This is a genomic window from Pseudomonas sp. URIL14HWK12:I5 (genome assembly GCF_900176445.1).
Classification (GTDB): Bacteria; Pseudomonadota; Gammaproteobacteria; order Pseudomonadales; family Pseudomonadaceae; genus Aquipseudomonas; species Aquipseudomonas monteilii.
On record NZ_FWXQ01000002.1, the window covers coordinates 388,591 to 402,169 of the forward strand.

General features: G+C 62.3%; 10 protein-coding genes and 1 pseudogene. 6 read left to right on the plus strand and 5 right to left on the minus strand.

Annotated elements, in window-relative coordinates:
- Positions 1-19 precede the first annotated feature (19 nt).
- Positions 20-1,753, minus strand: a complete 1,734-nt coding sequence (locus tag B9A31_RS06360; protein WP_027615004.1) for an IlvD/Edd family dehydratase — start codon at positions 1,751-1,753, stop codon at positions 20-22.
- Between the two features lie 185 nt (positions 1,754-1,938).
- Here B9A31_RS06360 and B9A31_RS06365 point away from each other — a divergent pair, with 185 nt between their 5' ends.
- The 3 genes from B9A31_RS06365 to B9A31_RS06375 all read left to right on the plus strand — a co-directional run bounded on the left by B9A31_RS06365 (position 1,939) and on the right by B9A31_RS06375 (position 5,928).
- The gene (locus B9A31_RS06365) at positions 1,939-3,234 is read left to right on the plus strand and encodes an MFS transporter (protein ID WP_084296743.1); all 1,296 of its coding nucleotides are present in this window, start codon (positions 1,939-1,941) and stop codon (positions 3,232-3,234) included.
- A gap of 40 nt (positions 3,235-3,274) precedes the next feature.
- A complete protein-coding gene (araD1, locus tag B9A31_RS06370; RefSeq protein ID WP_016711231.1) occupies positions 3,275-4,264 on the plus strand; it encodes an AraD1 family protein in 990 nt (329 codons plus the stop codon).
- A gap of 89 nt (positions 4,265-4,353) precedes the next feature.
- Positions 4,354-5,928 carry an aldehyde dehydrogenase (NADP(+)) gene (locus tag B9A31_RS06375; RefSeq protein ID WP_025752747.1) on the plus strand — a complete coding sequence of 525 codons (1,575 nt, stop codon included), beginning with the start codon at positions 4,354-4,356 and terminating at the stop codon, positions 5,926-5,928.
- Positions 5,929-5,986: 58 nt separating this feature from the next.
- Here B9A31_RS06375 and B9A31_RS06380 read toward each other — a convergent pair.
- Together B9A31_RS06380 and B9A31_RS27185 are read right to left on the minus strand one after the other, a co-directional pair.
- A pseudogene (locus B9A31_RS06380) lies at positions 5,987-6,334 on the minus strand (NUDIX domain-containing protein); the annotation flags it as partial.
- 121 nt (positions 6,335-6,455) lie between these two features.
- The gene (locus tag B9A31_RS27185) at positions 6,456-6,599 is read right to left on the minus strand and encodes a hypothetical protein (RefSeq protein WP_019097838.1); all 144 of its coding nucleotides are present in this window, start codon (positions 6,597-6,599) and stop codon (positions 6,456-6,458) included.
- Between the two features lie 117 nt (positions 6,600-6,716).
- Between B9A31_RS27185 and B9A31_RS06385 the strand changes: the two genes are divergently transcribed.
- Entirely contained in the window at positions 6,717-8,840 is a 2,124-nt protein-coding gene (locus tag B9A31_RS06385) for a hybrid sensor histidine kinase/response regulator (RefSeq protein ID WP_019097837.1), read from the plus strand.
- A gap of 8 nt (positions 8,841-8,848) precedes the next feature.
- Here the strand turns inward: B9A31_RS06385 and B9A31_RS06390 are convergent, their stop codons facing one another.
- Positions 8,849-10,231, minus strand: coding sequence for an aminotransferase-like domain-containing protein (locus B9A31_RS06390; protein WP_084296744.1), 1,383 nt, complete (start codon positions 10,229-10,231; stop codon positions 8,849-8,851).
- 121 nt (positions 10,232-10,352) lie between these two features.
- On the opposite strand from B9A31_RS06390, the gene B9A31_RS06395 reads away from it, so the two are divergent.
- Positions 10,353-11,222 (plus strand): DMT family transporter, encoded by an 870-nt coding sequence (locus tag B9A31_RS06395; protein WP_016711226.1) that lies wholly within the window; start codon positions 10,353-10,355, stop codon positions 11,220-11,222.
- 66 nt (positions 11,223-11,288) lie between these two features.
- Here the strand turns inward: B9A31_RS06395 and B9A31_RS06400 are convergent, their stop codons facing one another.
- Entirely contained in the window at positions 11,289-12,326 is a 1,038-nt protein-coding gene (locus B9A31_RS06400) for a sensor domain-containing diguanylate cyclase (RefSeq protein ID WP_084296745.1), read from the minus strand.
- Positions 12,327-12,538: 212 nt separating this feature from the next.
- Between B9A31_RS06400 and glsB the strand changes: the two genes are divergently transcribed.
- Complete coding sequence (glsB, locus tag B9A31_RS06405; RefSeq protein ID WP_016711224.1) at positions 12,539-13,447, plus strand: glutaminase B; 909 nt, start codon at positions 12,539-12,541, stop codon at positions 13,445-13,447.
- The last annotated feature ends 132 nt before the right edge of the window (positions 13,448-13,579 follow it).

Consider the following 13,579-nt stretch of genomic DNA (forward strand, 5'->3'; position numbering starts at 1 on the left):
GCCCCCACCACCCTCAGCCTCAGTGCGAATGCTTGGGCACTGCCGCGCCACGGCAACCGACCAGGAAGTCGAAGTCGCACCCTTCATCCGCCTGCATCACGTGGTCCAGGTACAACTTCGCATAACCGCCGCTGATCAACTGCGGCGGGGCTTGCAGGTCGGCCAGGCGGCCGGCCAGTTCCTCGGCGCAAATGTCCAGGTGCAGCCGGCCTTCCTTGCAATCCAGCTCGATCCAGTCACCTTCGCGTACCACTGCCAATGGCCCGCCCGCCGCCGCCTCGGGCGCCACGTGCAGCACCACGGTGCCGTAGGCCGTGCCGCTCATGCGGGCGTCGGAAATACGCACCATGTCGGTCACGCCTTGGGCCAGCAGCTTGGCGGGCAAGCCCATGTTGCCGACCTCGGCCATGCCCGGGTAGCCCTTGGGCCCACAGTACTTCATCACCAGCACCGAGTTGGCGTCCACCTCCAGCTCAGGGTCGTTGATGCGTGCCTTGTAGTCCTCGAAGTTTTCAAACACTACGGCGCGGCCACGGTGCTGCATCAGTGCCGGTGTTGCCGCCGATGGCTTGAGTACCGCGCCCTTGGGCGCCAGGTTGCCGCGCAGGATGCAGATGCCGCCTTCGGCCACCAGCGGTTTGTCGATCGGGCGGATGACTTCTTCGTCATACAGCGGCGCGGCCTGGCAGTTGTCCCACAGGCTCTTGCCATTGGCGGTCAGCGCGGTTGGGTTGGGCAGCAGGCCGTGTTCGCCCAGGCGACGGATGACCGCCGGCAGGCCGCCAGCGTAGTAGAACTCTTCCATCAGGAAGCGGCCCGAGGGCTGCAGGTCGACCAAGGTCGGGGTGCCACGGCCGACGCGGGTCCAGTCTTCCAGTTGCAGGTCTACGCCAATGCGGCCGGCAATCGCCTTCAGGTGGATCACGGCGTTGGTCGAACCACCAATGGCGGCGTTGACGCGGATGGCGTTCTCAAAAGCTTCGCGGGTGAGGATCTTCGAGAGGCGCAGGTCTTCGCGGACCATGTCGACAATGCGCATGCCCGACAGGTGGGCGAGTACATAGCGCCGTGAATCCACCGCCGGGATGGCGGCGTTGTGCGGCAGCGAAGTGCCCAGCGCCTCGGCCATGCAGGCCATGGTCGACGCGGTGCCCATGGTGTTGCAGGTGCCCGCCGAGCGCGACATGCCGGCCTCGGCCGAGAGGAACTCGTTGAGGTCGATCTGGCCGGCTTTATAGGCCTCGTGCATCTGCCAGACGATGGTGCCGGCGCCAATGTCCTTGCCTTTGTGCTTGCCGTTGAGCATCGGCCCACCGGTGACCACGATCGCTGGCACGTCGCAGCTCGCAGCGCCCATCAGCAGCGCCGGGGTGGTCTTGTCGCAGCCGGTCAGCAGCACCACGGCGTCTACCGGGTTGCCGCGAATCGCTTCTTCCACATCCATGCTCGCCAGGTTGCGGGTGAGCATGGCAGTGGGGCGCAGGTTGGACTCGCCGCTGGAGAACACCGGGAACTCCACCGGGAAGCCGCCAGCCTCCAGCACGCCCTTTTTTACGTGCTCGGCAATCTTGCGGAAGTGGGCGTTGCACGGGGTCAGCTCCGACCAGGTGTTGCAGATGCCAATGATCGGCTTGCCCTGGAATTCGTGGTCCGGGATGCCCTGGTTCTTCATCCAGCTGCGGTACATGAAGCCGTTCTTGTCGGCGGTACCAAACCATTGGGCAGAGCGCAGGGGGTGTTGTTTATCAGACATGGCGGGACACCTAATTAGTATTACTATTTGTCGTTATATGGCTGACTCTACCGGCTAAAAAGGCATCTGTGAAGGCTTGTTGTTCTAAATAGTAATACTATATGATCGTTTCGCCAGGTTAGAGGTCTGCCATAAAGCCCCGGCCAGGTGCTGTGCCCATTACAAGAACAATTGGAGACATCGCCATGATTCAGGAGCAGCGGCTCGTCCGCCTGATCACACTGAAACTCATCCCTTTTCTGGTTCTGCTTTACCTGGTGGCCTATGTCGATCGCTCGGCGGTGGGCTTTGCCAAGCTGCACATGGGCGCCGACATCGGCCTGGGTGACGCTGCCTATGGCCTTGGCGCCGGGCTGTTCTTCATCGGTTATTTTCTGTTCGAGGTGCCCAGCAATCTGTTGCTTGACCGCTTTGGCGCACGTCGGTGGTTCGCCCGCATCCTGGTAACCTGGGGCGCGATCACCGTTGGCATGGCGTTTGTCACCGGGCCTAACGGCTTCTACGTGATGCGCTTCTTGCTGGGGGCGGCCGAGGCGGGCTTCTTCCCTGGCGTGCTGTACTACATCACCCAGTGGTACCCGGTGCGCCACCGCGGCAAGATCCTGGGCTTCTTCATCCTCTCGCAGCCACTGGCCATGCTGGTCACCGGGCCGTTGTCCGGCGCGCTGTTGGGGCTTGAGGGCATCTACGGCCTGCATGGCTGGCAGTGGCTGTTCATCAGCATCGGCACGCCGGCGGTGTTGTTGGCATGGCCCACACTGCGCCTGCTACCGGACGGGCCTGCCAAGGTGCGCTGGCTCAGCGACGAGCAACGCAACTGGCTGCAGGAGCAGTTGGCCAACGACCTGCGCGAGTTCGGCCAGACCCGTCATGGCAACCCGCTGCATGCCCTGAAAGATGGCCGGGTGCTGTTGCTGGCGCTGTTCTACTTGCCAATGACCCTGAGCATTTATGGCCTGGGCCTGTGGCTGCCCACGTTGATCCACCAGTTTGGCGGCAGTGACCTGGTCACCGGTTTTGTCTCGGCGGTGCCTTACCTGTTCGGCATCATCGGCCTGTTGATCGTGCCACGCAGCTCCGACCGCCTGAACGATCGCTACGGCCACCTTGGCCTGCTGTACGCACTGGGTGCCATCGGCCTGTTCTTCAGCGCCTGGCTGACCATGCCTGTGCTGCAGTTGGCCGCGCTGTGCCTGGTGGCGTTCGCGCTGTTCTCCTGCACGGCCATCTTCTGGACGCTGCCGGGGCGGTTCTTCTCCGGTGCCAGCGCGGCGGCGGGCATCGCCTTGATCAACTCGATCGGCAACCTCGGCGGCTACCTTGGCCCGTTCGGCATCGGCGCGCTCAAGGAATACACCGGGCAGCTGTCGTCGGGCCTGTATTTCCTGGCGCTGGTGATGCTGTGCGGGGTGTTGCTCACGGGCGTGGTCTACAACCGCCTGGAGCGCCGCCAGCGCCTGGCTTCCACGCGGGCGGGCTAGGCCTCCCGCTAATCCTTGCAACCGATAAGCGAGCACAAGCATGCGACTGATTCAATTCGAAACCGCTGGCGGCCAGCGCCGTGTGGGCGTGGTGGAAGGCGAGTACGCCCTTGAAGTATTGGGCGCCAACAGCACACGTGAACTGGCGTTGCAGGCCATTGCCGCCGGCCGTGACCTGGCCAGCGAAGTACAGGCCGCAGGCCTGGGCGAGCGCCACGACTACTTGGCCCTGTTGGCCGAAGGCCGTGTGTTGCCACCGCTGGACCATCCGGACCCGGCTCACTGCCTGGTGACCGGTACCGGGCTTACCCATCTGGGCAGCGCGGCCACGCGCGACAAGATGCACCAGCAGCAAGCCGAAGGTGCCGTGACCGACAGTATGCGCATGTTCCAGTGGGGCCTGGAGGGCGGGCGACCGCCAGCGGGTGAAGAGGGGGCGCAGCCGGAGTGGTTCTACAAAGGCGATGGCGGCATCGTCGTGCGCCCCGGCGCCGACCTGCCGCTGCCGGCCTTTGCCGAAGATGCGGGCGAGGAGCCAGAGCTGGTCGGGCTGTACCTGATCGGTGCCGACGGCACGCCTTACCGCCTCGGCTACGCCCTGGGCAACGAGTTCTCCGACCATGTCATGGAACGGCGCAATTACCTGTACCTGGCGCACTCCAAGCTGCGCGCCTGCAGCTTCGGCCCAGAGCTGCGCCTGGGTGCTTTACCGGCCCATCTGGAAGGCACCAGCCGCATCTTGCGAGATGGCCAGGAACTGTGGAGCAAGCCGTTTCTTTCGGGCGAGCAGAACATGTGCCACAGCTTCGAGAACCTTGAGTTCCATCATTTCAAGTACGCCCAGTTCCTGCGTGCTGGCGATATCCATGTGCACTATTTCGGCACCGCCACGCTGTCGTTTGCCGACGGCATCCAGGCCCGCCCGGGCGATACCTTCGAGGTCAGCCTTGACGCCTTTGGCCAGCCGCTGCGCAACGGCATTGCAGCAGCGTCCGGGCAGGTTCGCCCGGGCCTGGTGAAAAGCCTTTGAACGAGTCGCCGGTCAGTCAATGAAGCTGGGATCGCTGACCGACTGCCATGCGCCCTTGCGCCCTCTTTCTTTTGTTACAGGAGTCAACCATGTCTGGAAGCAACTTCATTGGCGGCCAGCGCAGTGCTGCCGGCAGTGTGCGCCTGCACAGCCTCGATGCGCGCACCGGCGAAGCATTGCCTATAGCCTTTGCCCAGGCCACCCCTGAGGAAGTGGCTGCCGCGGCACAGGCCGCCGAAGCGGCATTTGCCGAGTACAACGCCTTGGTGCCAGAGCGCCGCGCGCAGTTTCTTGATGCCATTGCCGAGCAGCTGGATGCGCTGGACGATACCTTCGTCGCCACCGTGTGCCGCGAGACCGCGTTGCCGGCTGGGCGCATTCAGGGCGAGCGTGGCCGTACCAGCAACCAGATGCGCCTGTTCGCCAAGGTGCTGCGCCGTGGCGACTACCTGGGGGCGCGCATTGATCGCGCGCAGCCACAGCGCCAACCGCTGCCACGCCCTGACCTGCGCCAGTACCGTACCGGTGTTGGTCCGGTGGCCGTGTTCGGCGCCAGCAACTTCCCACTGGCTTTCTCCACCGCCGGCGGTGACACCGCAGCAGCGCTGGCTGCCGGCTGCCCGGTCGTGGTCAAGGCGCACAGCGGCCATATGGCCACTGCCGAGCGGGTAGCCGAGGCCGTCGAGCGTGCAGCGGTAGCCACCGGCATGCCAGCTGGTGTGTTCAACATGATCTACGGTGCCGGTGTCGGCGAAGCGCTGGTACGCCACCCGGCGATCCAGGCCGTGGGTTTTACCGGTTCGCTCAAGGGCGGCCGTGCCCTGTGCGACCTGGCGGCGGCGCGCCCGCAACCGATCCCGGTGTTCGCTGAAATGAGCAGCATCAACCCGGTGCTGGTGTTGCCCGCGGCGTTGCAGGCCCGTGGCGAGCAGGTGGCCAAGGAACTGGTCGCCTCGGTGGTGCTGGGTTGCGGGCAGTTCTGCACCAACCCCGGGCTGGTCATCGGCATCGCTGGCGAAGCGTTCAGCGCCTTCGTTGCGGTACTGGGCGCGCAACTGGCAGACCAGCCCGCGCAGACCATGCTCAATGCCGGTACCTTGCGCAGTTATGCCAGCGGTGTGCAGCGCCTGCACCAGCACCCGGGCGTACGCCACCTGGCCGGCGCCGAACAGGCCGGCGACCAGGCCCACGCCCAGCTGTTCCAGGCCGATGTGAGCCTGCTGCTCAACGGCGATGCGTTGCTTCAGGAGGAGGTATTCGGGCCTGCCACGGTGGTGGTCGAAGTGGCCGACGAAGCCGAACTGCGTCGCGCTCTGCAAGCCCTGCACGGGCAACTGACCGCCACCCTCATTGCCGAGCCGGAAGACTTCCAGCGCTTTGCTGCGCTGGTGCCGGTTCTGCAGCGCAAGGCGGGGCGCCTGTTGGTCAACGGCTACCCGACCGGTGTCGAAGTATGCGATGCCATGGTACATGGCGGGCCTTACCCAGCCACTTCCGATGCCCGTGGTACCTCGGTCGGCACCCTGGCCATCGACCGGTTCCTGCGCCCGGTGTGCTACCAGGACTACCCGGACGCGCTGCTGCCCGATGCCCTGAAAAACGCTAACCCGCTAGGCCTGCAGCGGTTGGTAGACGGTCAACACAGCCGTGAGGCGCTTGCCTGACGCAGGCGCTATCGCGGTATACCTGCCGGGCCCAGCCCGGCGGGGGGCGACCGATGAATCACCCTTTGACAGCGATGAAACCTTCACGCCGGAGCAGCTCGAGGTTGCTCGGTTTTACCTGGAGTTGCGACACCTCCTGAATCAGGAACCAGCGACACTCCACTGTCTCGTGTGATGGCTGGGGAACCCGGGACGAGGGTACAGCCATCCGGTACACCCAGTGCTCTGCTGCTTGAAGCACGTGATGGCCCAGAAACTGGGCATCGCTAAGCGGCAAGCAGGTTTCTTCCTGCAGCTTACGGCGTGCGGCTTCAAGCTGGGTTTCCCAAGGGTCGATGTTGCCGCCGGGCAGCGACCATTCCAGTGCCTCTTTGCGTACAAGCAAGACCTTGCCGGCCTGGTCGCATGTTCACCTTCACAGCAAAAGGAAATTGGGGATGAAGGCGAATACTCCACTGTTCACCGGCCTGGCATTTCGCTGAACGGCCCGCGTCCTTGGCGCGGGCCTTTTGCGTGTGCCCCAAGGCTCAGCCGTCGGACTGCTCTTCCGGCGGTACCTGGCCGTCTGGCCAATCAGGGGCCTCCTGCTCCGGTTCAGGCTTGGGTATCGGTTCGCCAGGGTTGTGTGGCACCTCGTCAACGTACGGGTCGGGATGTTTGGGGTCGATCATGATCTGGCTCCTCGCAAATGGGCTGCAAAGCATTAGGCCGTGTGACCGGGCAGGCTGTTCAATTCGGTTTCTGTCGTCCGTGAGACTATGATGTGGAGCAAGCCACAGAGGTGAGTCATGGATAAAGATGGGATCGACCCGCTGGGCCCACTGCCAGCAGCAGGTGTGCGGTCTGCGAACGAGGTTGTTACGGAACATTCGTCCGAACAACTGCGTCTGGTGCTGGACGCCGCTGCGGTCGTGGGTACGTGGGTCTGGGATATTCCGAACGACCGGGTAACGGCAGACGAACGTTTCTCCCGGTCCTTCGGCATTCCTGCTCAAAAGTGTGAAGCGGGCATTCCAATCGCCGAAGCCTTCAACTCGATCTACCCGGGTGATCGTGAGCGCGTTTCCCGGGATATCCATGAAGCGATTTCTCGAGGTGGTACGTTCCGTTGTGAATATCGCGTCCGTAACGAAGCCGGGCTGTATCACTGGATCGAGGCCAACGGGCATGCCGAGCTGGATGCCGAAGGGCAGGCCATACGCTTCCCTGGCGTGCTCATGGACATCGAGTCGCGAAGGGCAGCTGAGGCTGAGCGAGACCGCGTATCGGCGTTGTTGCGTACCTTTACTGCCGCAGTGCCTGGGGTTGTGTATGCAAAAGACCTGGAAGGCAGGATGCTCATTGCCAACCATGGGGCAACGCAACTGATCGGCAAACCGCCAGAATTCTACCTGGGCAAGACGGACCTCGAATTCCTCGAAGACAAGGCGCAGGCGCGCCAGGTGATGCAGACCGACCAGCAGATCATGCGTGGCGGCAAGGCTGTGCAGGTCGAGGAGCGGGTCGACATGCCGGACGGTTCTGCAACGACATGGCTCTCCGTCAAGGCCCCCTTGCTCGATGAGGCGGGAAACGTCATAGGGCTCATCGGTTCTTCCATAGACGTTACCGCAAGAAAACAGGCCGAGGCCGCGCTTTTGAACCTCAACCGCACGCTGGAAGAGCGCATCAGCGAAGCCGTGGCCCAGCGTGAGGCCGCGCAAGAGGCGCTGCGCCAATCGCAAAAAATGGAAGCGATAGGCCAGCTCACGGGCGGTATCGCACACGACTTCAATAATCTGCTGGCAGGCATCACCGGCAGCCTGGACCTGGCCAGGCTGCGGGGCAAGCAAGGGCGGCTGGCGGACGTCGAGCGCTACATTGAGGTCGCGCACCGGGCGGCGCACAAGGCGGCGGCCCTGACCCATCGGTTGCTGGCATTTTCACGCCGCCAGCCTTTGCAGGCCACCCGTACGGAGGTCAATGGCCTGATAGGCGGCCTGGAGGACCTTGTGCGGCGCACCGTCGGACCAATGATTCATCTGAAAGTCGATTTGAAAGCGCAGCTTTCCACCTGCCTGGTAGACCCGGTTCAGGTCGAGAACTCGCTGCTGAACCTCTGCATCAATGCACGGGATGCCATTGGCAATCGTGCAGGCAATATCATCATCACCACTGCAAACGAGGCCCTTGAGGCAGGCCCGGGCCTGGATGCCGAGCTGCAGCCGGGTTCGTACCTGGCCATCAGTGTGGCGGACAATGGCATGGGAATGTCGGCCGAAACACTGTCGAAAGCGTGCGAGCCGTTCTTCACTACCAAAGCGATGGGCGAAGGCACAGGGCTGGGGTTGTCGATGGTATATGGCTTTGCCAAGCAGTCGGGCGGGCAAGTCAGGATTGCTTCCGAAGAAGGGGCAGGAACCCGGGTGCAGCTTTTTCTGCCAATCGATCAAGGGCAGCCTGAAAACACCGGCCCGGCAGAGACCCACCCCGATTTTTCACCCCAATGGTCTGACCGCAATGTGCTGATTGTGGATGACGAGCCCTCTGTGCGTTTGTTTGTCAGTGAAGTGCTCAGTGGTTTGGGGTGCACGGTTATCGAGGCCGCTGATAGCCAGGCCGGGCTGCAACTGCTGGCTTCTGACACTCGCATCGATTTGCTGGTGACTGATATCGGCCTGCCGGGAGGGCTCGACGGCCGGGAGATGGCGAAATTCGGGCGACAAACGCGTGTAGCGTTACCGGTCATTTTCATGACCGGTTACGCCAGCCCTTCAGTGTTTGAGGATGAGGTATTGCGCAACGCATCGGCCGTGTTGATCAAGCCATTCGCGATGGAGGATTTGATCGCCAACGTTCACGCGATGTTTGGCGCTCGGATCAATCTGGGCAGGCCTTCGGTAACGGATGACCGAGGTAGCGAGATGGTTTGATCGGGCCACTAGGCACCCAGTGCCCGTTTCAACACGTCATAGATTCTGGCGTCCCCCGACTGCGCAACGTTGAACCGCAGAAAATCCCCCGCAGTCATGGACTGGCTAAAGGCATTCCCGGGCGCCAGCACCACCCCTTCATTCAGGCAAGCCTTGGCCAGCGTTGCTGCATCCTTGCCTTGCGGCAGCTGGCACCAGGCGTACAGGCCAGCCTGGGGTATGATCCAGGGCTTGATACCAAGCGCCTGAAGCCTGGCTACCGTTTTGTCCATTTGCTCGGCCAACCGAACGCGCACGCTCTCCATGTGCTTTCGGTACCCGCTATCGGTAATCGCGTGGTGGATGATGTCGGCCGCCAGGCGCCCACCGCCGAAGGTGGTCGCAATCTTGAGGTCGACCAGGCCCTCGATCCATTCACCGCGCGCAGCAATGTAGCCGCAGCGGATTGAAGCGGAAATGGTTTTGGAAAAGCTGCCGATCTGGATGACACGTGAGAAGCCATCGAACGCAGACAGGCGTGGCGCGGGTGTATGTTCGAAGTCGCCGAAAATGTCGTCCTCGACAATCACCAGGTTGGAGGTGTCGGCCAGCTTCAGCAGCCTGTGTGCCGTGACCGGCGACAGGGTGGCCCCGGTCGGGTTGTGGATGCCGGAATTTGTGATGTACAACCGGGGCGCATGCGCGAGCAGGGCAGCGCCGAATGCATCGATGTCCGGGCCGGTCGGTGTGTAGGGCACGCCTACAACCTCCACCCGATGTGCCTTCAGCAATGCGTGAAAGTTGAAATAGCAGGGGTCGTCCACCAGCACCGTGTCGCCTGGTTCCAGCAGAAAACGGCAAATCAGGTCGATGGCGTGGGTGCCGGACTCGGTGAGCATGATCTGTTCAGGCGGGGCTTCGACCCCGATGCCTGCCAGCCGCCGCGACAGGAACTGCCGGAGCGGTGGATAGCCAAGCGGTGAAGCGTACTCCGTCAGTTTTGACGCGTCAGAGCGGGCAACCATGCGAAGCGCTTTACGCACACCCGCTTCGTACATCCAGGAAGGCGGTAGCCACCCGCAACCGGGTTTCAACGCATCGAGGGAGGTTTCAAGCGACTGGCGCGAGATCCACAGCGGGTCGACGACACGATCCAGTTTGGGGCCAAGTTCGGTCAGCGCCAATGGCGCCACTGGGCCCGCGACGTAAAAGCCGGAGCCGGGGCGAGCGCTGAGTACACCCTCGGCCATTAACCGTTCATAGGCCTCAAGCACGGTAGAAACCGACACCTGCATGGTCTGGGCCATGGCGCGGACGGATGGAATTCTTGCGCCGGGGGTGTAGGTGCGAGAGGCGATCCTGGACTGGATCTCGGCCATGACCGTTCGAATTCGCGTGCCGCTGCGTTTCATCGCGCCCTCAACTGTGCTGGATTAATATGCATAACAGTTCGGTTTAACTGTATTGGATTGTACATGGCCTGGGTGAGCCCGTCAGTGATGTACTGACGCCTGGCTCATCGAGGAATGAACGATGGAAAGATCAACAAGCGGGTGGATCAATGGCTTCATAGGCGTCGCCATTTTTGCGGGCTCGTTGCCGGCAACCCGCGTGGCCGTGGCGGACTTTGAACCGACGTTTCTGACCTGTGCCAGGGCCACCATTGCCGCCTTGTTGGGTGCGCTGTTCTTGATCGTGCTGCGCCAGCCTCGGCCGAAGCGGGGTGATTTGGCGTCATTGGCGGTAACAGCGCTGGGCGTTGTCATCGGGTTCCCGTTGCTGACGGCACTGGCGCTCCAGCATGTCACCTCTGCCCATTCCATTGTTTTTGTCGGGCTGCTGCCGCTGTGTACTGCTGGGTTTGCCGTTTTGCGGGGCGGTGAGCGGCCTCGGCCGTTGTTCTGGCTGTTCTCGTTCATGGGGGCCGGGCTGGTCGCGGGCTATGCGTTGATGAATGGCGGCGAAGGGTCGTTGGTGGGCGACCTGCTGATGACGGCAGCGGTGGTGGTGTGTGGCTTGGGGTATGCAGAAGGGGCGCGGCTGTCGCGCACATTGGGCGGGTGGCAGGTGATCAGTTGGGCATTGCTGGTGGCGTTGCCGTTCATGCTGCTGCTGACGGTCGTTAATTTTCCGGCACCTGATGCCTTTGCCAAGGTAAGTGCGCCGGCGTGGTTCAGCTTTGGCTACGTTTCGCTGTTCAGCATGCTGATTGGCTTTGTGTTCTGGTACCGGGGGCTTGTCCAGGGGGGCATTGCGGCTGTGGGGCAGCTGCAACTGTTTCAGCCGTTCATGGGGCTTGGGCTGGCGGCGTTGCTGCTGCACGAGCAGGTCAGCTGGTTGATGCTGGTGGTGACGCTGGGGGCTGTGATCTGCGTGGCCGGGGCCAGGAAGTACGCCCAATAAGTGATTACGCCTGGGTCGTTGCAAGCAGGGCGAGCATACCGCCACACAGCCCGGACCGTGCTCGTCTCAACAAGGCGGCGCTACATAAACAACCCGATCACGCCCGTTCTGTTTGGCGGTATAGAGCCCCTTATCGGCGCGCTCCAGTGCGTCATCCAGCGTTTCACCTTTGGCAAACAGGGTGCACCCTATGCTCAGGCTTACCTTCAATTGACCACTGGGCATCTGCATCGCCCCTGCACCCACCTGTTCCCGAATGCGCTCAGCAATCCGCTGGAGCTCTTCGCTGTCCTTGACCTGCAAAATCGCGACGAACTCCTCACCCCCATGTCGCACGAGCAGGTCTTCGGGGCGCAGTGCAGCGCGCAGGCGGCGGGCAGTTTCGCACAGCACCTTGTCACCACCGCCATGGCCGTGCTTGTCGTTGATGGCTTTGAAATGATCGAGGTCGGCATAAACCGCCCCCAACTGTAAGCCGTTCACCTCGGCCAAGCGCCGTTCATGTGCTTCAAACGCGGACAACGCGCCGCGGTTCCAGAGTTGTGTCAAAGGGTCGAGCAGGGCTTTGCGCTGCTCGCGATCCATTTCAAGGCGCAGGTCGCGGTTCACCTGTGCCAGGGTGCGCAGCTGCAGATATCCCTCGGCAAGCGTGACCAGGTCCCTGAAGTTCGCTTGTTGTGCCTCGCTGAGCACGCGTGGCTGGGGGTCGAACATGCACAGCGTACCGATGGCTTTGCCGTTGCCGGCGCGCAACGGGTGGCCGGCGTAAAAGCGGATATAGGGCGCGTTGAGCACGAGCGGATTGTCGACGAATCGCGTATCGCACGTGGCATCGGGGACCATCAACGTATCGTCACCGAGAATGGCGTAGCCGCAGAACGAAACACTGCGCGTCGTCTCACTTGCCTCAAGCCCTATCCGGGCCTTGAACCACTGCCGGTCCTGGTCGATGAGGCTGATAAGCACGGTGTCCACATGGGCCAGGTCCTGGGTGAGCCGTACCAAGGTATCGAGGTAATGCTCGGCGGGTGTATCGACCAGGTTCATGTCATCGAGCGTGCGCTGGCGAAGCACTTCGTCAGCGGGTAGGGGGCAAGCTGGCATCGTTGGTCCTCCATTCCTTGGTTAGCGGCCACTGCACCTGGCGGTTGCACGTTCTGTGCATCGGCGAACCAAGCACAGCATAGGTTAGGGCATCGAGCCATAGGCCACAGGGTAAAGCGGCATTTCTTGCCGAATGTGTGATTTCTTCCGCTCGACCTTCGTCAAGAAGGCTACCTCTTAGCCGTCGTCTGGGGACTGATACAGGGCTTTCCATGCAAACGCTGTTGAATGAGATTCTTGAAGAAGTACGTCCCTTGATCGGCAAGGGCAAAGTGGCGGACTACATTCCTGCGCTGGCCGATGTGCCGGCGAACCAGTTGGGCATCGCAGTCTACGGCAATGATGGCAGCTATCACTGCGCGGGCGACGCCCTGGTGCCATTTTCGGTGCAGAGTATTTCCAAGGTGTTCAGCCTGGTTCAGGCGATCGGGCACTCGGGTGAAGCCATTTGGGAGCGGCTTGGCCATGAGCCCTCGGGGCAGCCGTTCAACTCGCTGGTGCAGCTGGAGTTCGAGCGCGGTCGCCCACGCAACCCCTTTATCAATGCGGGTGCGTTGGTGATCTGTGATATCAACCAGTCGCGCTTTGCAGCACCCACGTTGTCGATGCGCGATTTCGTACGACGGCTCTCGGGCAACCCCCACATCTCGATCGATGCCCGTGTTGCAGATTCTGAATATCAATTCCGCGCGCGCAACGCGGCCATGGCTTACCTGATGCAGTCCTTTGGCAACTTCCATAACGAGGTGGAAGCTGTGCTGCGCAGTTACTTCAGTTACTGCGCGCTGCAAATGAACTGCCTGGATCTGGCCCGGGCGTTCTGCTTTTTGGCCAACGATGGATTCTGCAAGCACAGCGGTGAGCAGATTCTGACCCGACGCCAGACGCAACAGGTGAACTCGATCATGGCCACCAGCGGACTGTATGACGAAGCAGGGAATTTCGCCTATCGGGTGGGGTTGCCTGGCAAGAGTGGCGTGGGGGGCGGGATTGTGGCGATCGTGCCGGGGCAATTCACGGTGTGCGTGTGGTCACCGGAGTTGAATGCGGCGGGCAACTCCCTCGCCGGGATGGCGGCGCTGGAGTTGCTGAGTTCGCGGATTGGCTGGTCGGTGTTTTGATCAGTGGGCGGATGCGCAGGGCAACCCCGTAGCCATGCGTGACGAGGCCCGGTTGTGCGGAGTTCGATGTGGGCGAGCAGTGCCGGTTAGCGCTGTTCACCGTCTATAGTTTGGGCAACGCTCATTTGCGAA